The 18,696-nt window shown below is 72.8% G+C and carries 16 protein-coding genes; all 16 read right to left on the reverse strand.

Features of this window, described 5'->3' with window-relative positions; translation table 11 throughout:
* Positions 1–2: 2 nt before the first annotated feature.
* The gene (pheS, locus tag O7623_RS06370) at positions 3–1,064 is read right to left on the reverse strand and encodes a phenylalanine--tRNA ligase subunit alpha (protein ID WP_282227655.1); all 1,062 of its coding nucleotides are present in this window, start codon (positions 1,062–1,064) and stop codon (positions 3–5) included.
* 224 nt (positions 1,065–1,288) lie between these two features.
* The gene (locus tag O7623_RS06375) at positions 1,289–2,074 is read right to left on the reverse strand and encodes an RNA methyltransferase (RefSeq protein ID WP_282227656.1); all 786 of its coding nucleotides are present in this window, start codon (positions 2,072–2,074) and stop codon (positions 1,289–1,291) included.
* A 173-nt stretch (positions 2,075–2,247) separates the two neighbouring features.
* Positions 2,248–2,640 (reverse strand): 50S ribosomal protein L20, encoded by a 393-nt coding sequence (gene rplT, locus O7623_RS06380; protein ID WP_282227657.1) that lies wholly within the window; start codon positions 2,638–2,640, stop codon positions 2,248–2,250.
* A 31-nt stretch (positions 2,641–2,671) separates the two neighbouring features.
* A complete protein-coding gene (gene rpmI / locus O7623_RS06385) occupies positions 2,672–2,866 on the reverse strand; it encodes a 50S ribosomal protein L35 (protein WP_282227658.1) in 195 nt (64 codons plus the stop codon).
* A 19-nt stretch (positions 2,867–2,885) separates the two neighbouring features.
* Positions 2,886–3,500: a translation initiation factor IF-3 gene (gene infC, locus O7623_RS06390; protein ID WP_282227659.1), complete on the reverse strand. Its 615-nt coding sequence runs from the start codon at positions 3,498–3,500 to the stop codon at positions 2,886–2,888.
* 519 nt (positions 3,501–4,019) lie between these two features.
* Positions 4,020–4,421 carry a PH domain-containing protein gene (locus O7623_RS06395; RefSeq protein ID WP_282229336.1) on the reverse strand — a complete coding sequence of 134 codons (402 nt, stop codon included), beginning with the start codon at positions 4,419–4,421 and terminating at the stop codon, positions 4,020–4,022.
* Positions 4,422–4,585: 164 nt separating this feature from the next.
* Positions 4,586–5,623, reverse strand: coding sequence for a DMT family transporter (locus tag O7623_RS06400; protein WP_282227660.1), 1,038 nt, complete (start codon positions 5,621–5,623; stop codon positions 4,586–4,588).
* Between the two features lie 129 nt (positions 5,624–5,752).
* The gene (locus O7623_RS06405) at positions 5,753–8,944 is read right to left on the reverse strand and encodes a glycoside hydrolase (RefSeq protein ID WP_282227661.1); all 3,192 of its coding nucleotides are present in this window, start codon (positions 8,942–8,944) and stop codon (positions 5,753–5,755) included.
* A gap of 230 nt (positions 8,945–9,174) precedes the next feature.
* The gene (locus O7623_RS06410) at positions 9,175–10,986 is read right to left on the reverse strand and encodes an FAD-dependent monooxygenase (protein ID WP_282227662.1); all 1,812 of its coding nucleotides are present in this window, start codon (positions 10,984–10,986) and stop codon (positions 9,175–9,177) included.
* A gap of 17 nt (positions 10,987–11,003) precedes the next feature.
* The gene (locus tag O7623_RS06415) at positions 11,004–12,914 is read right to left on the reverse strand and encodes a maleylacetate reductase and hydroxyquinol 1,2-dioxygenase domain-containing protein (RefSeq protein ID WP_282227663.1); all 1,911 of its coding nucleotides are present in this window, start codon (positions 12,912–12,914) and stop codon (positions 11,004–11,006) included.
* A gap of 221 nt (positions 12,915–13,135) precedes the next feature.
* Complete coding sequence (locus O7623_RS06420; protein ID WP_282227664.1) at positions 13,136–14,047, reverse strand: AraC family transcriptional regulator; 912 nt, start codon at positions 14,045–14,047, stop codon at positions 13,136–13,138.
* 7 nt (positions 14,048–14,054) lie between these two features.
* Positions 14,055–15,515 carry a benzaldehyde dehydrogenase gene (locus tag O7623_RS06425; protein WP_282227665.1) on the reverse strand — a complete coding sequence of 487 codons (1,461 nt, stop codon included), beginning with the start codon at positions 15,513–15,515 and terminating at the stop codon, positions 14,055–14,057.
* A 173-nt stretch (positions 15,516–15,688) separates the two neighbouring features.
* Complete coding sequence (hisG, locus tag O7623_RS06430) at positions 15,689–16,537, reverse strand: ATP phosphoribosyltransferase (RefSeq protein WP_282227666.1); 849 nt, start codon at positions 16,535–16,537, stop codon at positions 15,689–15,691.
* 48 nt (positions 16,538–16,585) lie between these two features.
* Complete coding sequence (locus O7623_RS06435) at positions 16,586–16,909, reverse strand: phosphoribosyl-ATP diphosphatase (RefSeq protein ID WP_348775131.1); 324 nt, start codon at positions 16,907–16,909, stop codon at positions 16,586–16,588.
* A 44-nt stretch (positions 16,910–16,953) separates the two neighbouring features.
* Positions 16,954–18,096: a GerMN domain-containing protein gene (locus O7623_RS06440; RefSeq protein WP_282227668.1), complete on the reverse strand. Its 1,143-nt coding sequence runs from the start codon at positions 18,094–18,096 to the stop codon at positions 16,954–16,956.
* On the reverse strand, positions 18,096–18,662 hold the full coding sequence (locus O7623_RS06445) for a SigE family RNA polymerase sigma factor (protein ID WP_282227669.1): 567 nt from the start codon (positions 18,660–18,662) through the stop codon (positions 18,096–18,098). The genes O7623_RS06440 and O7623_RS06445 overlap by 1 nt, the downstream gene beginning before the upstream one ends.
* Between the last annotated feature and the right edge of the window lie 34 nt (positions 18,663–18,696).

Genomic DNA, 18,696 nt, shown 5'->3' on the forward strand with positions numbered 1-18,696 from the left:
ATTCAGACCTCCATCCCGAAGGCGCGGGTGAACCGCACGTCGCCTTCGACCATGTCGCGCATGTCGCTGATGCCGTGGCGGAACATCAGGGTGCGTTCGATGCCCATACCGAACGCGAAGCCGGAGTAGACCTCCGGGTCGATGCCGCAGGCCCGCAGCACCCGGGGGTTGACCATGCCGCAGCCGCCCCATTCGACCCACCGTGGCCCGTCGCGGTGCTGCGGGAACCAGACGTCGAACTCGGCGGACGGCTCGGTGAACGGGAAGTAGTGCGGCCGCCAGCGGGTCCGGGCGTCGGCACCGAACATCGCCTGGGCGAAGTGGTCAAGGGTGCCCTTGAGGTGCGCCATGGTGATGCCCCGGTCGACGACCAGCCCTTCGACCTGGTGGAACACCGGGGTGTGGGTGGCGTCGAGTTCGTCAGTGCGGTAGACCCGACCCGGGCAGACCACGTAGATCGGCGGGGTGCGGGTCAGCATGGTGCGGGCCTGCACCGGCGAGGTGTGGGTGCGCAGCACCAGGCCGGGCAGGTCGAGGTGGAAGGTGTCCATCAGCCCACGTGCCGGGTGGTCGGGGCTGATGTTGAGCGCGTCGAAGTTGGTCCACTCCAGCTCGGCCTCGGGGCCTTCGGCGACCTCGTAGCCCATCCCGACGAACAGGTCACCGATGCGTTCCATCAGGGTGGTCAGCGGGTGCCGGGCACCGCGCGGGCGGCGGTCGTACGGCAGGGTGACGTCGACGCGTTCCTCGGCGAGCACCCGGCGGGCCCGTTCGGCTTCGAGTTCGCCGCGCCGGGCGTCGAAGGCGGCCTGGACGGCGGCGCGGGCCTCGTTGACCCGCTTGCCGGCGTCGGCCTTGGCGGCCGGCGGCAGGGCACCGATCTCGCGGCGGGCCAGCGCGATCGGGGCGCGGTCGCCGAGGTGCTGGTGGCGCAGCGCGGTCAACGCGTCCAGGTCGGCGGCCTCGGCGAACGCCTTCTCGGCGTCAGCGACCGCACCGGCGAGCGCGGCCGGGTCGAGCAGCGCGACCTGCTTCGGATCGTATGGGTCGTTGCGGTAGGTCATGACGTGCGGGCACTCCCTCGCGGCGTGCGGTCACCGGGGCCGATGACCGGCAAGAGTCTACGGACGCGCGGCGCTGCCGCAGCCCGCCGGTGGGTGCCAGGGAGCAGGGTGGGTGTCGGATCAGCCCCGCCGCCCGCCGGAACCGGCGGGCCGGGTAAACAGCTGACGAGGTGGCACACCGCAACCACGGCGCCGGTGGCGGCGCATCGGCTGGTCGCTGACGCTCATCGCGTGGGCCTTCCTGGGCGCTGTGCTCTGGCCGAAGTGTACAGGCAGACGGCAGCGGCAGCAGCCAGGTTCAGGCTCTCGGCGCGCCCGTACAGCGGAACCCGGACCCGGGCGTCGGCCCGGTCGACCAGCTCGGCCGGCAGGCCGTGCGCCTCGGTGCCGAACAGCCAGGCGGTCGGTGCGGCCAGCGCCCCGGAGTCGGCGAGGTCGTCGAGGTCGGTGTCGCCGTGGCCGGTGGTGGCCAGCACCCGCAGGCCGGCGGCGCGTAGCGTGTCGACGACGTGTGCCGGGTCGTCGTGGCGGACCACGTCGAGGTGGAACAGGCTCCCGGCGCTGGCCCGGACGCATTTGCCGTTGTAGGGGTCGACGGCGGCACCGGCGAAGATCACCGCACCGGCGCCAGCGGCGTCCGCGGTGCGCAGGACCGTACCGGCGTTGCCGGGGTCGCGGATCTCGGCGAGGACGGCGACCAGCCCGGGGTGGCGGCGCAGCGCGGTGTCGACGGTGACGTCGACATGGTCACAGACGGCGACGACGCCTTGCGGATTGACGGTCTCGGTCAGTGCCGCGAGGGCGGCGTCGTCGACCGTCGAGACGGTGGCACCGACGGCCGCCGCCGCGTCGACGAGGTCGGCGTGCCGGTGCAGGCCGGCGACGGTGCTGAACAGTTCCCGGACCACGCCGGGCGCGGCGAGGGCTTCGCGGACCGCCTGCGGGCCTTCGGCGAGGAAGCGCCGCGTGGCGTCGCGGTCGCGGCGGCGGTGCAGCCGCCGCGCGGCCACGATCCGGGGGGTACGGGTGGTGAACGGTGCTGCTGTCCGCCCGCTCGGGGGCTGGCCAGGCGCCGCGGTCGGAACACGGTCGAGGCGTCCGGCTGGCCGTGGTGCGGTCATGCCGGACGCCTCGTTTCGTGCCATGTGCGGTTGCGCTTGCGGCTGGTGCTGCTTCGTGCGGGTCAGGCGGCCTGGGCCGCCGCGCCGCCGGTGCCTTCCGCGGCGACCGCGGTACGGGCCACCTCGACCAGCGCCGCGAAGGCGGGGGCGTCGTTGACCGCGAGATCGGCGAGGATCTTGCGGTCGACCTCGACACCCGCCAGGCGCAGGCCCTGGATGAGCCGGTTGTAGGTCATCCCGTTGGCGCGGGCCGCCGCGTTGATCCGGGTGATCCACAGCTGCCGGAAGTCGCCCTTACGGTCGCGACGGTCCCGGTAGGCGTACTGCATGGAGTGCAGCACCTGCTCCTTGGCCTTGCGGTACAGCCGGGAGCGCTGGCCCCGGTAGCCGCTGGCGTCCTCCAGCAGGGTACGGCGCTTCTTCTGAGCGTTGACGGACCGCTTGACGCGTGCCATTTCACCTACTCCTTCAGGTCAGTGGCGCGCGTCAGCGGCCGAGCAGCTTCTTGATGCGCTTGACGTCGGCCGGGGACACCTCGACGGTGCCGGTGAGCCGACGGGTCCGGGTGGAGGGCTTGCCCTCCAGCAGGTGGCGCTTGCCGGCCTGCTCGGACAGGATCTTGCCCCGCCCGGTCACCTTGACCCGCTTACCCATGCCGGTGTGCGGCTTCATCTTTGGCATTTGTTGCGTCTCTCCCCTGTCACTCGCCGGTGTTGCCGGCGGGTTCGACCTCGGCGGTCGGTGGCGCCTCGGCGACACCGTCGCGCGGTTCGCGGCCGGGTCCGACCCGGGCCGCGGTGGCGGCGGCCGCCGCTGCCTTGGTGGCCCGGTGCGGGGCCAGCACCATGATCATGTTCCGGCCGTCCTGCTTGGGGGCGGCCTCGACGTACCCCAGATCCGAGATCTCCGATTCGAGCCGGCGCAGCAGCCGGTAGCCCAGCTCCGGTCGGCTCTGCTCCCGACCACGGAACATGATCGTGACCTTGACCTTGTCGCCGGCCTTGAGGAACCGCACCACGTGACCCTTCTTGGTCTCGTAGTCGTGCGGGTCGATCTTGGGCCGGAGCTTCATTTCCTTGATGACGGTCTGCTGCTGGTTACGCCGCGCTTCGCGCGCCTTGAGTGCGCTCTCGTACTTGAACTTGCCGAAGTCCATGAGCTTGCACACCGGCGGGCGCGCCATTGGCGCAACCTCAACCAGGTCCAGGTCGACGTCCGCGGCCAGCTGCAGGGCGCGCTCCAGCGGGACGATGCCCACCTGCTCACCTTCAGGGCCGACCAGTCGGACCTCACGTGCCCGGATCTGCTCGTTCACGCGTGGTTCGACGCTGATGGGGCCTCCTCGAGTCGGAATCTGCGTGGTGCCGTCGCCCGCCGCAGGCATCCCCCGGGTGGGGACGTCTGGGGAAAGCAGAAGGCCCTGGCACACATGCCAGGGCCTGCTCGACCGGTCAGCTGACGCCATCGACGGCGTCGACCCGACAGGCGGCGGGGAGCCGCCGCGTGTCGGGTGACCGGACCCGACCGCTGGAGGTTGATCCGCGATGCGGGTGGGAGCAGGCGCTCCGCTTTCGTTACCGCCGCCAGCCAGGCTCCGACAGGAGCGCAGGACGGCGACAGCGTGGTCGACTCGGTCAACGATACCAGGCGCCACCGCCAACCGTGGGCCAGGTCCGCCCTCGACCTGGCGAGTTCACCACCTGGTGACGATGTGGTGGGCTCAGCCCCGCTCGTGGCGGCGCGGCGGGGCTCAGCCGCTCGTGGCGGCGCGGCGGGGCTCAGCCGCTCGTGGCGGCGTGGCGGGGCTCAGCCGCTCGTGGCGGCGTGGCGGGGCTCAGCCGCTCGTGGCGGCGGCGTGCAGCGCCCGCAGGGCGCGGACGGCCTCGACGGCATGCTCCCGGTCGACCGCCTGCAACGCCAGCACCGGGACCAGCTCGTCGTCGCGCAGTTCCAGGCTGGCCCAGGCGGCGTCCCGGTCGAACCGCACCGCGACCACGAGCTCCCACGGCAGCTCGTACGAGCGCAGGACGTTGCGAACCCGGATCCCGGCGAGGTCGGCGGCGACCCGGGGCCGGGTGAACATCAGGATGATCAGTGCGCCGAGCACGCCCAGGCCGATCATCGCCGCCTGGTCGCCGCGTTGGAAGGTGCCGAGGTTCTCCCCGGTGGAGCCGGTCAGGCCGAAGCTGACGGTGGTGAACACCACCAGCAGCGCGGCCGCCAACGACCAGCACATCACCCGGATCCGGCGCGGTCGGACGACCACGCTGCCCGTACCCCGCTGGGCGGGCGTCGCCGTCGGCGAGGACTCCTTCGTCAGCTCGTCTGCCACCCGCCCAAGTCTGCCACCCGTCGACACAGCACCGATCACAGCAGGGCCCCGCCACCGCGATCTTGCAGTTATCGAGAATTTTTGTCGCTTTTGTCTATCGATTTCTGCAAGATCGTCGTGATCTTGGAAGTCGGACGGGTGGCGCGGGCACCCCGCCCGGAGACGACCACCGCGACGATGATCATCGCCGCGCCGACCAGCAGGCCCCAGCTGGCACCGGGGCCGCCGGGGACCAGTACGTCGATCAGCAGCGCGCCGACGAGCTGCCCGGCGACCACCCCGAGACCGGTCCGCAGCACCCCCACCGACCGGACCCCGACCAGCAGCGCCACCACGATGCCCACCCCGAACAGCCCACCCAGGTAGAGGTACCACTCGCCCGGCCAGGGGCGGCCGGCCGCCGCCTCGTAGGCGCCGAACAGGCCGGCGGCGATCAGCACCAACGGGGTGCTGACCACGAAGTTCGCCACGATGCCCATGGCGGTGGTGCTGGCCGCCGACACCCGGCCGTTGAGCGCGGACTGGATCGACACGGCCAGCCCGCCGACGACGGCGAGCACGATCAACCCGACCGCCAACTGCCCCACCGGCCGGCCGAGCTGGGCCACCACGACCGCGCCGACGCCGAGCAGCGCCCCGGCCAGCCGGGGACCGGTGACCGCGAGCCGGCCGGCCGGCGCCAGCCCGACGCGGTCCACGACGAGCCCGCCGAGGCTGTTGCCGGCCACCTGAGCGATGGTCAGTACCGCCACCCCGAGCACCGGCACCGCGTAGGTGGCGGCGGTGACGAAGAACGCCCCGCCGATCCCGCCCAGGTAGGTCCACCAGGGCAGCCGAGCCGCCCGCAGGGTACGCAGCCCGGACCGCATCGACGGCAGGAGCACCAACCCGGCGGCGACCAGCAGCGAGCCGCCGATGTTGTTGGCGACCGCGCCGATGGCGGCGCTGCCCATCCGGGCACCGAGTTCGGCGTTGACCGCGCTCTGCGAGGCGGACGCGACACCGCCGAGTCCGGCGACGACCAGCGCCAGCCAGGGCGCAAGCACCCCGGGAAGGCGGCGCGCCGCCGGCCGTACGGTGGTTGGCGGATCGTCCGGTGTGCTCACCCGCCCACTGTCACAGCCGGCCGCCACCGGTGTCTGTGACCGAGATCGCCGCCGGGTCGGACCGTGCCGGTGTCGGTGCCGTGCCGAAGCCGGGTGGCGCGGCGTACCGGTGGCGCGGCGTACCGCCGGTCACTGGAAGTCGATCCGGTAGGTCCGGGTCCGGGTACCGTCCTCGCTGGTCACCACGACGGTCGCGGTCGGTTCGCCGGGCTGCGCCTGGGTGACGGTCAGGTCGGCGTACGGGTCGGCGGGGGTCGCGGTGACCTGCCCGGGCCGCTCTCCCGCCGGTACGGCGTACTGGGTCCGCTCGGGGTCGAAGTCGGCCAGCGGCACCCCGTCGACCGCGATGCCCTCGGCGTCGGCGACCGCCGAGGTACCCGGGGCGGCCACCACGACCTCGATCTCGCTGAGCGTCATGTGCCGGTCCGGGTGGGCGGTGAGGAGCAGCCGGACCGCGTCGGTGGTGGCGGTGACCGGCACGTCGACCACCGGCGCGGTCGGCGTCGGCGTGGGTACGGTGACCGGCTCCCCGGCGTCGACCCAGTTGCCGGCGTCGTCGCGGAGCTGGGCGGTGACGCTGCGGGCGTAGCTGTCCGAGCCGTCGCGGTAGAAGTGGACCCGGACCCGGTTGAGGGTGTGCGCCCGGGGCAGGGTGACGGTGAGCGTGTCGGTGGCGTTCTTGGTGCCGGAGCGCCAGTTGGACCAGGCCTTGTCGGTGAGGTTGCCGTTGGTCAGGCCCACCGTGGAATAGCCGGGTTCGGTGAAGCTGGCCTCGATCCCGGCGACCGTCGTGGTCGCCTCGACCGGCGCGGTGACCTGGACCCGTACCGTCGCCGGCAGGGTGACGCCGGCACCGGCGTCGGCGCGGCCGGTGAGGGTGACCACGCCGACCCGGTCGAAGGCCCCGGGCGGTGCGGCGTCCCAGTCGACCGGCCGGGTCACCGTGACTCCCTGGCTAGAGGTCGCGGTGACGGTGGCCGGCAGGTCGGGGGTGCCGCCGACGAACGTCTTGGCCCGGCTCGGCGCGGTGGATTCGAGGGTGTCGACCACGACGGTGGCCCGGGCGAGGTGGGTGCGGCCCTGGGCGTCGACCACCCGACCGGTGACCGCGACGGTGCCGGTCTCGCGCCACCGTACCGGGGCGATGTCGCGCCAGGTCACCGGCAGGGTGCCCCCGGGTCCGTCCGGGTGCACCGGCACCACGGTCGCCGGCAGCGTCGGCGCGACCCCGGGGGTGGTGAACAGCTCGACCGGGGTGAGGCCGACCACCCGTTCGTCGATGATCCGCCAGCGCTGGTTGGCGCCGGAGTTCGGCAGCCAGACGGAGACGGCGGCGCCGTCGTTGGTGGCCTGACCGCCGACGTCGAGCAGCCGGCCGGTGGCGACGTTGACGACGGTGTACGTGCCGTCGCCGGTGGTGGAGAGGATCCACTGCGCGGGTGGGCCGGGCGTGCCGGTGGCGTCGACCAGGGTGGCGGTGTCGTCGACGACGGCGAGCCAGCGGTCGCCGCCGACGGTGCCGACGGTGTAGCGGGCCCGGTTGTCGTAGCCGTCGGTCAGCCGGGTGAGCTGCCACAGCTGTTCGGGGGCCTGCGGCACGTCGGTGCGGATCACCAGGTCGGAGCCGGACGGGGTCAGCGACCGTCCGCTCGGCACGCCCTGCAGCCGGTAGACGTGGGTGTCGCGGATCAGGGTCTCGTCGAGCAGGACGCCGGAGACGCCGTCGATCAGGAAGGTGGTCACCGACTGGGCCGGCACGTCCAGGCTGGCGGCGCGGTCGCGGACGGGCACCGGGGTGCCGGTGCGCAGCGCCCCGTCGGCGCTGGTCACCACCGGGGTGACGGTGGCGTCGGCGGTGACGGTGCGAAACGCCGACAGGTCCAACCGGACGGTACGGGCGGCGGTGGTGGCGTTGACGTGCACGACGGTGGCCTGTTTGCCGGTGGCGAGGGCGGCGACGCTGTCCGGGTCGTCGACGGCCATCAGCCGGTCACCGGGGCGGATGTGGTGGGTGAAGTTTCGCAGCGTGTCGAACTTGGTGTTGGTGTAGATGGGGCAGGTCTGCAGGGTGTCGGCGGCCGTGCAGTCGAACGGCACCTGGATGCTGCCCCAGTTGGATCCGGCCGGGAACTCGCCGCCGGGGGCCATGTTGTCGTAGTCCTCGACCGGCTGCCAGAGCACCCAGGCCGCCGGTTCCAGCTCCCGCAGGTCGTCGACGACGTTGCGGGCGATGCCGAGGCCGGGCAGCATGCTGGTGAAGTCCTGCCCGCCGCTGCCGTAGGAACCCTCCACCTCGCTCATCCACAGTGGCTTGCCTTCGGCCTTGGCGATGTCGCGGACGGCGGTGCGCTGCCCGGTGCCGTACGTGTGGACGTTGAGCTGGGCGATCCGCGCGCGGGTGGCGGCGCTGTAGACGTTCCAGTTGGTCAGGAACGTGCCCGGGTTGGTCTCGTCCATAGCGGCGATCGCGGTGTCGCTGCCGGCGGCCCGCAGCGCGGCGTCCACGGCGGCGATGACCTGCTGCTGGCTGGTCGGACCGGCGTGGGCGCCTTCCTGGCGGCCGCCGACCGGCTGGCCGTCGGGGCCGAGCCGGGTCGACCAGTACGGCGTGTTCGGCTCGTTGAGCGGGTCGATGGTGGCGACGTCGATGCCGTGTGCCTGCTCCAGGTGCTCGGTGACGCGCACCAGGTAGGTGGCGAAGTCGTCGACGGTGTCCGGGCGGATCTGGTCGGTGGTGGCGTCGAAGCCGCCGGAGACGTACCCGCTGACGGTCTGGAACCACGGCGGCGAGTTGCTGAACGTCTCCCAGTGGGTGACGTCGGCCTTGATCCGGTCGACCCACCAGCGTTGCGCCGGGTCGGCGGCCCAGTTCCAGTGGGTCGGGTCGTCCGGGTCCCACCAGTCGCGGTCGGCGCGGGTGGTGCCTTCGGGCGCCTGCCACCAGCCGGGTACGGCGCCGCCGGGGCGCAGGTAGTCGGCCACGTCGGGGGCGTTGCCGCCGCCGATGTTGTAGCGGGCGATGTTGAGGTTGAGTCCGTCGTCACCGAAGAGCAGGTCGGCGAGTTCGTCGCGGATCTCGTCGGGGTAGTCGCCGGTGGCGTTGGCGAACCAGACCAGGCTGGTTCCCCAGCCCTGGAACGGCTCTCCGAGGTAGGCCGGATCCGGTCGGACGGTGACCACCGCCGCGTCGGCGTCAGCGGGGGTGTCAGCCGCAGAGGTGTCGGTGGCGGCGTGGGCGGGTCCGACCACGCTGGCACCGACACCCACGACCGCCGCGCTGACCGCCGTGACGAATCGCCGGGTGGTGCTGTGTCTGTTCACGATGGCGGGCCTCCGTCCGCTGGTTCCGGCCACCAGGGGGAGCCCGGTCGCCACCACAGTCCATGTTTGCGTAAACATCGCCGGGCCGGTGGCGGCAGAGGGGTCTCCCCCGCGACACCACGGATGGCCGCCGAACGCGCTACCGAAACACGCCGGCAATGTTTGCGTAAACAGTGGTGCAGATGGTTGCACCACCACCGGACACCGTCAACCCCCGCGACCGGCCGGGATCAGCTGCCGACCGCGAGAACGTGCCGCAGCGCCGTACCGAGCGCGTGGCGCGGATCCGCCGGCAGCCGGACGCAGCGCCAGCCCACGTAGTTGTCCGGACGCAGCAGCACGCATCCGGCGTCCTCGACCTCGCGCAGCCGGGCCCAGTCACCGTAGCGGTCCTCGTAGTCGCCACCGGGGCCGATCACGTGACCGACGACGTCGACACCCAGATCGGCGGCGAGCGCCGTGGCGGCGGCCAGCCACGGCCGACCGCCCACCCCGGTCAGTACGGCGAACCGACCCCGGCCGCCGAGATCCAGGGTGGAGACGGCCGCGGTGCCCCGGCCCAGCCAGGCATGCGGCACCTTGGCACCCGGCCAGGTGGTGGGGTGGTGGTACAGCTCGGCGTCGCGGGGGTTCACCGGCGGCGGCGTACCGTCGGACAGCACCGCGCCGGAGGCGTACCGCTGATCCAGCTCCACACCGTGCGTGTTGAACTCGTAGTCCTTGACCGCGATCGCCTCACGCAGCTCCCGCCGCTGTGTCTCGAACGCCGCACCGGCCCGGGTCCGGGCCGCCATGTTCGCCCGCATCTGCTCGGGGTCCTCGGTCGACAGCAGCCCCAACGCCTGGAAGATCCGGCCGGTATCGCCGATGCTCCGGTTCGCCCGGTCGACGATCTGCCGCCCGACCGGCACGCGCTCGGCCGAGTACGAATCCAGCAGCCGTGGGTCGGCCGCGCCGGAGAGCACCAGCTTCAACTTCCAGGCCAGGTTGTACGCGTCCTGGATGGAGGTGTTGCTGCCCAGCCCGTTCGACGGCGGATGCCGGTGCACGGCGTCGCCGGCGCAGAAGACCCGACCGCTGTGGTAGCGCTCGGCGTACAGATGGTTGACCGTCCAGGCCGACGACGACGTGATCCGCAGCGGGATCGACTCGTCGCCGATCAGCCGGTACGCCACCTGCCGCGCGTACTCCTCGGTCAGGTCCGGCGGCGGGCCGTCGATGTCGTAGCCCCACACGATCAGCCATTCGTTCCACGGCCGCACGCAGCGCACCAGGCCCATGCCGATCCCGCCCACGTCGGCACCGGTCTGCAGCACCCAGTAGAGCGTGCTCGGCCGGTGTGCCACGTACCGGCTCAGATCCGCCTCGAAGACGATGTTGATGCTGCCAGCGACGCCCATCCGGCCGACCATCGGCAGCCCGATGTCCTCGGCGACCCTGCTGCGCCCGCCGTCGGCACCGATCAGATACCGGGCACGGATCTGGTACTCGTCGCCGCGCAGCCGGTCCCGGACGGTCGCGGTCACCCCGTCGGCGTCCTGAACGAGCGAAAGGTACTCGGTGTCGTAGCGCAGCCGGGTCCCCCGGGCCACCGCCGCGTCGACCAGCACCGGCTCCATCAGGTGCTGCGGCATGTCACAGATCGCCGTCGGCGAGGCGAGGTCGTGGTCGGCCTGCCGCGCCGGGTGGGTGTACCAGGTGTGCAGCCGACCGAACTCCTCCCCGGCCAGACTGGTGCAGAACGGGGTCTGCCCCATCAGCCGCTGCGGGGTGGCCTGCGCGACCACCCGCTGCTCGATTCCGACGTCGCGCAGCACCTCCATGGTGCGCTGGTTGGTGATGTGCGCCCGTGGCGTGTCGGCCAGCCGGCCGTACTTGGTCACCACGATGTTCGGCACGCCGTACGTGCTCAGCAGCAGCGCCGCCGCGCCACCGGCCGGACCGGAACCGACGATCAGGACGTCGGTCTCGACGGGTCCGCCGCCGGCGGAGGGCGGCACGGGGCGACTGGCGGAGGGGCCGCTGGCGGAGGAGGTCGTCACGGTCGTCTCCCTGGGGGTCAGGTCGTGGGGGCGATGCGGAACGTGTACGTGACGGTGCGCCAGTCGGTCACCGCCCGCCCGTGCGGCGGGGTGCCGGCACCGGGCGGGAACTCGACGATGAGGTCCTGCTTGACCCCGAAGACCGCGTCGGAGTCCAGGTAGGCGCCGCCGGCGACGAAGAGCTGGGTGACCAGCCGGCGGTGGCCCGGCGCACTGATCATGAAATGCAGGTGCGGAGCCCGGTACGGGTGCCGACCGGTGGCGGCGAGCAGCTGCCCGACCGGGCCGTCGTCCGGGATCGGGTACTCCGACGGCAGGATCGACCAGAAGTACACCCGGCCGCCGGGGTCGGCGTGGAACCGGGCGCGCAGCACCGGACCGGCGAGCTCCGGCAGCTGTACGTCGTAGAATCCGTCCTCGTTGGACTGCCAGACGTCGACGACGGCACCGCCCACCGGCGCACCGGTCAGGTCGACGATCCGCACGTCGGCCCAGAGCGGGACGCCGGGCAGCCCGCCGGCGATGTCCGCGCCGAGCGCCTCGGCGGGCGGCCCGGGCAGGTAGAACGGGCCGAGCACGGCCGACGGGGTGGTCTGCGGGGTCCGGGAGTTCGCCAGCAGGTCCACCACGCTGGACACGCCCAGCGCGTCCGACAGCAGCACGAACTCCTGGCGGCGGTCGTCGCAGAGCTGCCCGGTACGGGTGAGGAAGTCGATCGCGTACTGCCACTCGTCCTGGGTCACCTCGTTGCTGGCGACGAAGTGGTGCAGGTGCCGGACCAGGTCGGCGGCGAGCCGGCCGACCCGGGAATCCGGCGCGGCGGCGAAGCTCGCCACCACCTCCTCGGTGAGCCAGCCGACGTCGGGCGGCCCGGCCGGGCGGATGCCGGCCCAGGCGTCACGCAGCAGCTGCCCGACACCGGCCTCGGTGACCTCCCGGGGGTTCGGGTACGGCCGGTCGGTGGCGGCCCGCGCGACCGACGGCAGGTCGTCGACGTCCAGTCCGAGTTCGCGCAACGATGTCGGGCCGCCCAGCGACGCGATCAGCTCGTACATGCCGCTCGGTGCGTCTGACCGGCCCAGGGCCGCCGCGACCCGGCGCATCGCCTGCGGCGCGGCGGCCGCGTTGTACGCCATCGCGTACGGCAGGACGACGGTGTGCGTCGGCGCGTGGGCCAACCCGTACGACCCGCCGAGCAGGTGACACAGCCGGTGGTGCAGGCCCATGCCCACCGCGCCCAGGCAGACACCGGCCAGCCAGGCACCGAGCAGCGCGTCGGTGCGGGCCGGCCGGTCTGCGGGGTCGGCGACGATCCGGGGCAGGGCGGCGGCCAGCCGGGTGATCGACTCGACGGCGAGGGCGTCGACCATCGGGTTGGCGCTCGGCGCGTAGAGCGCCTCGACGGCGTGGGCGATCGCGTTCACGCCGCTGGTCACGGTCAACGGCACCGGCAGCCCGACGGTCAGGTCGACGTCGTAGATGACGGTCTCCGGCAGGATCCGCTCATCGGTACGGGTGACCTTGCCGGTGGTGTCGGTCTCGCCGAGCACCGGGGTCACCTCCGACCCGGCGTACGTGGTCGCGACGGCGATCTGCGGCAGACCGGTCCGCACCGACAGCGCCTTGCCGAGTCCGGTCGCTGAGCCGCCGCCGAGGCTGACCACGCAGTCGGCGCCGGTGTCGTGCAGCAGGCGCAGCGCCGACTCGGTGACGTCGACCGGGGTGTGCATGGCGACCCGGTCGAAGTGGCCGGCGTGCAGCGGCCCGAGCAGGTCGGCGACGTACGCCGCGAGCTCGGGCCGGCCGGAGCCGGCTACGGTCAGCACCCGGCCCCGGCCGAGCCGGTCGACCTCGGCCGGCAGCTGGGTGATGCTGCCGGCGCCGAACACGACGCGGTTGGCGGTGCCGGTGTGCACGAACGACGTCATCGCAGGCTCCGATCCGCTGCCGTCCCCGTCGGACGGGTCAGACGAGTATCGGCCGCGTCACCGGAGCATTTCCTGCACGATCCTGCTGCCACGTCGGCACGTTCCTGCTGCCGTACGGGCCGGATCCTGCTGCCGCACCCGCCGGATCCTGCTGCCGCACCCGCCGGGTCCTGCTGCCGCACCGGCTCGGTCAGCAGGATCCGGCGACGACGACGCGCGGCTCAGGAACCGCGACGCAGCGCGGCCGGCGTCGTCTGCAGACGGGCCCGCATCACCCGGGTCAGGTGCTCCTGGTGGGAGAACCCGCATCGCAGCGCGACCGTGGCGATCGGCAGGGTCGGGTCACGCAACAGCCGGCAGGCCGCCTCGACCCGCAGGTTCAGCAGGTACTGGTGCGGCGCCACCCCGGTGCGGGCCTTGAACTGCCGGGAGAACTGGCTGACGCTGAGCCCGGCCGCCGCCGCCATCTGCGCCAGCGGGACCGGCTCGGCGAGCCGGTCGGCCAGCAGCGCGCGGACCCGGGCGAACTGCCGGTCGCCGAGCCCGCCCTGACGTCGGGCCGCCGCTTCGTCGCGACCACGGCGCACGCTGTGCCGGCGGGCCAGCTGCCCGGCGAGCAGCGTCACCACCTGGTCCAGATAGGTACGCCCGGCCGGTTCCCAGGTGCGGATCGTCTCGTCCAGGGTCAGCACCAGTTGCCGCAGCAGCGGGTCGACGACGCCGAGCTGCTCGGTCAGCTCGACCGGGGCACCGTCGTGCGCGGCCTGCAGCGCCTCGTCGCGCAGGTAGACGTGCACCGTGTCCAGCGGGCCGCCCAGTTCGACGGTGAGGTCCTTGCCGGCGGGGTGGACGAAGAACCCGCCGGGTGCCACCGTGCACGACGAGGTCAGCCCGAGGTGACCGCGGCGCACCCGGACCGGCCCGTCGCGGTGCAGGATCAGCAGGTGGCTCGGGGCAGGGTCGAACTCCGCCCGGTACGGCTGCTCCCGCTGGGTCGACACGTACAGGTCGGACCAGCCGAGCCCGGCGCTGGTCCGGTCCGGCCGGACCCAGGGTTGGCGGAGCATGCCGGTGGTGTCCTGGAGCGACAACTCCCGCACCGGGTGGTGCCCGGTACGCATCGGACGGCTCACCGGGCGCTCAGAACGGGAACCGGCTGATGGTGCCCTGCATGGTGAGCCACTGGGTTTCGGTGAACGCCTCGATGTTCGCCGCTGGCCCACCGAACCGGCTGCCGGTGCCGGAGGCCCCCACCCCGCCGAAGGGTGCGACCGCCTCGTCGTCCACCGTCTGGTCGTTGATGTGCACGATGCCGCTGGGGATCCGGTCGGCCAACGCCATCGCCGTCATCACGTCCCTGCTGAGGATGCCCAGCGACAGGCCGTACTCGGTGTCGCCTGCCAGCGCGACGGCCTGGTCGAGGTCGGCGAAGGTCGCCACCGGTGCGACCGGGCCGAACACCTCCTGGGCGAACGCCGGGGTGGCCGGGGTGACGTCGGCGAGCACCGTCGGCCGGTAGAACAGCTCCTCGTAGGTGCCGCCGGCGGCCAGCCGGGCACCGGCGTCGACGCTGGCCGTGACCAGCGAGTGGATCTTGTCCCGCTGGTGTTCGTCGATGATCGGGCCGAGCGCGACCTGCCCCTTCGCCGGGTCGCCGACCGGCAGGTGATCGGCCTTGGCCGCCAACTGTTCGACGTAGCGGTCGGCGATCCGCTCGTGCACCAGATGCCGGCCGGTGGCCATGCAGATCTGCCCCTGGTGCAGGAACGACCCCCAGGCGCCAGCGGAGACCGCGAGGTCCAGGTCGGCGTCGTCGAGCACGATCAGCGCCGAATTGCCGCCCAGCTCCAGGTGGGCCCGCTTGAGATGACGGGCGGCCGCCTCACCGACCTTGCGGCCGGCGGCGGTGGAGCCGGTGAAGCTGATCACCCGGACCCGGGGGTCGGCGACGATCGCCTCACCGACGTCGGCGCCGCCGGGCAGCACGTGCAGCAGCCCGTCGGGCAGACCGGCTTCCTGGAACACCCGGGCGATCGACACCCCGCCGCAGACCGCCGTACGCGGATCGGGTTTGAAGACCACCGCGTTGCCCAGCGCCAGGGCCGGCGCGATCGACCGGATGGACAGGATCAGCGGAAAGTTGAACGGTGCGATGACCCCGACCACTCCGACCGGCAGCCGACGGGCCAGGCTGAGCCGGGGCTGCCCGGTCGGCAGGATCTCACCGAGCGGCTGTGAGGCGAGCGCCGCCGCCTCGTAGCACTCCTGGGCGGCGGTGGTGGTCTCGACCACTGCCTTCGGCGGTACGGACCCGGCCTCCCGGACCAGCCAGTCGCCGATCTCGTCGGCGTACTGCTCGAACAGCGCCCCGGCGCGGCGCAGCACCGCCGCCCGGTCGAGGTAACGGGCACCCGCCCAGTCCCGCTGCGCGACGGCGGCCCGGGCACACGCCCGCGCCACGTCGTCGGCGTTGCCGACGCCGACCCGGCCGATCTCCTGCCGGGTGGCCGGGGACATCACGGCCATGGTGCCGCCGGCCGCCTCGGTCCAGCCGTCGCTGTAGACGGCACCGTGCCACATCGTCGTGTCGAGCAGAGCCATGGTGAACCTCCTGTCGAACCGGTTGCCGTAACCTTCCCGGAACAACGGGGAATCCACCACCGGAACCGGCATCCATCGGCAGGACCGGCGCGGCCGGTCACCCGGCCGTGGCCAGCCGGCGGCCCGCCCGGTCGACGCCGACCGACCGCGCTCAGCGGAGATCGGCCCGGCTGTTACAGGCGGCAGGCGTGGATGGAGGTGACCAGGATGGCGCGGGCGCCGACCTCGTACAGCTCGTCCATGATCCGGTGCACCTCGACGCGGCGGACCATCGCCTGCACCGCGACCCAGCCTTCCCGGTGCAGCGGCGAGATGGTCGGCGACTCGATGCCCGGGGTCAAGGCGCTTGCCTGTTCCAGCAGGTCGGCGCGCACGTCGTAGGCGAGCATCACGTACCGGCGGGCCACCAGGACGCCCTGCAGCCGGCGGATCAGCTGCTCGGCCTGCCCGGTGGTGGCGGTGCCGGCCGGGTGCACCAGCACCGCCGAGGAGCGCAGGATCGGATCGCCGACGGTGACCAGGCCGGCCTGGCGCAGCGTCGCCCCGGTCTCCACCACGTCGGCGATGACGTCGGCGACGCCGAGCCGGATGGCGTTCTCCACCGCGCCGTCGAGCCGGATCACGTCGGCCTTCAGGCCGTGTTCGCCCAGGTAGCGTTCGACCACCCCGGGGTACGCGGTGGCGATGCGCCGCCCGGCGATCTCCTCGGGCACCCGGGTCAGGGTCTCGGGTCGGGCGGCGAACCGGAACGTCGCCCCGCCGAAGTCCAGGTCGAGCAGCTCCTCGGCCGGGCTGGCCGAGTCGATCAGCAGGTCCCGGCCGGTGATGCCGAGCTCCAGCTCACCGGTGCCGACGTAGGTGGCGATGTCGCGGGGGCGCAGGTAGAAGAACTCGACGTCGTTGGCCTCGTCGCGGCAGACGAGGTCCTTGGGGTCGGTGCGCTGGCGGTAGCCGGCCTCGCGCAGCATGTCGGCGGCCGGTCCGGAAAGGGTGCCTTTGTTGGGTACGGCGATGCGCAGCATCTCGGTCTCGCTCCTGATCGATCGACGGTTCACGGTCGCAAGGGCGGGTCAGAGATGTCGGTAGACGTCCTTGAGTTCCAGTCCGGTGGCCAGCATCAGCACCTGCGCCTGGTAGAGCAGCTGGGAGATCTCCTCGGCGGCCCGGTCCGGGCTCTCGTGCTCGGCGGCCATCCACGCCTCGGCGGCCTCTTCGACGACCTTCTTGCCGATGGCGTGCACCCCGCGCTCCAGCGCGGCGACCGTCGACGAGCCGGGGGTCCCGGCCGCCGCCTTGGCCTGCAGCTCGGCGAACAGCTCCTCGAACGTCTTCACGGTGCCCGATTGTGGCAGCCCGGTGACGGGCGGGTCGGCACCGGGTCCGCACCGGTCCATCTGCTGATCACGGTACGCCCGGTCGGGCCGGTCGCCAGGTGACGTCAGCGTACGGTGATCACCGCGTCGACGAGGTGCCGTGCGCCTTCGCCCTCGACCATCGACTCCTCGTACGCCTCGATGGTGTAGTCGCCCGGCGGCAGGGTCAGCTCGGCGAAGCCCTCGCCCCGGCCCGGCGCGCCCGCGTCGAGGGTGACGTACCGCCGGTGGACGATCTTCTCACCCTGTCGGACCCGCAGCTGGGCGGTGGCCTCATGGACGCTGCCGGCGAGGCGCACGGTGAAGGTCCGCCCGACGGTCTCGCCGTGCTGCGGGTCGATCAGCCAGAGCATGGCCAGGGTGTCCAGCGCGGCCCCCTTGGTGATCTCGTCGCGGGTGTCGACGTGACCCCACAGCCTGGGCACCGGTTCGCCGTCGAGCAGCAACCGGATCCGGGGGTCGCCGCCGACGACGCCGGCCACGGTCCAGGCGAGCTGCTGTACGGCGGCGGCGGCCCCGGCCGCGTCGAGGTTGGCGACATTGGCGCCGCTGATGTTCACCCCGACGATGTCGTACTGGGTCCAGACGCTGGTCAGCTCGGCGCCGACCGGCCAGAGGGTGCGGTAGTCGGGGTCGCGCAGCCGGGTGCCGGTGAGCATTTCGCCGAGCGCGGCGCGCAGTTCGCCCAGGGTCCCGGCGCCGGTGGCGGTGAACCGGTGGTACTCGCGGTAGAGCCGCAACTGGCCGTCGTCCCCGCCGACGTAGTAGACCGGCAGGGTCGCCATCGTGTCGCCGGCCTGGTCGCCGGCGGTGCCGGCGGTCGGGGCGTCACCGGTCGACGCGGGGCCGACCGGGCCGGTGGCGCTCGTCCCAGGGGTGACCGGGCCGTTGCTGCTCGCGGCGGGTGGTGGGCCGGAGTGCGGCATCGTCGGTAGGCAGCCGACCACGCCGACCAGGGTGGCGGCGGCGGTCGCGGCGGCGGTGCCGGCCAGGGCGACCGGGATGCGGCGTCGCTGCCGGGCGTCGACCTTCTCGCGGATCGCGGTCAGCGCGTCGGGCCGTACGTCGACCCGGTCGGCCTCGACGCGCAGCGCCTGCCGCAGCACATCACCGGTACGGGCGTCGTCGCCGCGGGCGTCGAGGGTGCGGGCGTCGTCGGGACGGGCGGCACCGGTACGGGCGTCGCCAGGGGTGTCGTCGGTGTCCATCACAGGCCGTCCAGGCTGGTGCGCAGCGCGGCGATTCCGCGCGCGGTGTGGCTCTTGACCGCTCCCCTGCTGACCCCCATCGCGTCGGCGATCTGCGCCTCGGACAGGTCGGCGTAGTAGCGCAGGACGATCGCCTCCCGCTGGCGGGGCGGCAGGGCACGCAGTGCGGTGATCACGTCGTCGTGGCGCAGCTGATCGAGGGCGCCGGCCTCCGCGCTGGGGGCGTCCGGGCCGGGCCGGGCGGCGGCCAGGTGGGCCTGTACGACGCGCCGGTGCCGGATCGCCGACCGGCACCGGTTGACCACGGTGACCCGCAGGTACCCTACCGCCTTGTCCGCGTCGCGCAGCCGCCACCAGCGGCTGTGCAGGGCGACGTAGGCGTCCTGCACGATCTCCTCCGCCATGCCCGGTTCCCGCAGCAGCAGGGTGGCGAGGCGCACCAGCGGACGGTAGTGCGCGGCGAACAGGGCGGTGACCGCCTCGTCCGCCGCCCACGTCGACGTCGGTGTCCGCTGTCGCAGCATCGTCCTCCCCGGGTGCAGGCCGGTGACCAGTTCGGGTGCCACGTCAGCTACGACGTGTCACCGGCGCATCTGGTTT

This window comes from Solwaraspora sp. WMMD791, assembly GCF_029581195.1.
Taxonomy (GTDB): Bacteria; Actinomycetota; Actinomycetes; order Mycobacteriales; family Micromonosporaceae; genus Micromonospora_E.

What these genes read in the sequence shown, in the direction of transcription:
- O7623_RS06415 (WP_282227663.1), bottom strand. Translation starts at nt 12,914, where the DNA reads ATGACGTCGTTCGTGCACACCGGCACCGCCAACCGCGTCGTGTTCGGC.
- O7623_RS06435 (WP_348775131.1), bottom strand. Translation starts at nt 16,909, where the DNA reads ATGGACCGGTGCGGACCCGGTGCCGACCCGCCCGTCACCGGGCTGCCA.
- pheS (WP_282227655.1), bottom strand. Translation starts at nt 1,064, where the DNA reads ATGACCTACCGCAACGACCCATACGATCCGAAGCAGGTCGCGCTGCTC.
- O7623_RS06425 (WP_282227665.1), bottom strand. Translation starts at nt 15,515, where the DNA reads ATGGCTCTGCTCGACACGACGATGTGGCACGGTGCCGTCTACAGCGAC.
- rpmI (WP_282227658.1), bottom strand. Translation starts at nt 2,866, where the DNA reads ATGCCAAAGATGAAGCCGCACACCGGCATGGGTAAGCGGGTCAAGGTG.
- hisG (WP_282227666.1), bottom strand. Translation starts at nt 16,537, where the DNA reads ATGCTGCGCATCGCCGTACCCAACAAAGGCACCCTTTCCGGACCGGCC.
- O7623_RS06440 (WP_282227668.1), bottom strand. Translation starts at nt 18,096, where the DNA reads ATGGACACCGACGACACCCCTGGCGACGCCCGTACCGGTGCCGCCCGT.
- O7623_RS06395 (WP_282229336.1), bottom strand. Translation starts at nt 4,421, where the DNA reads ATGTGCTGGTCGTTGGCGGCCGCGCTGCTGGTGGTGTTCACCACCGTC.
- rplT (WP_282227657.1), bottom strand. Translation starts at nt 2,640, where the DNA reads ATGGCACGCGTCAAGCGGTCCGTCAACGCTCAGAAGAAGCGCCGTACC.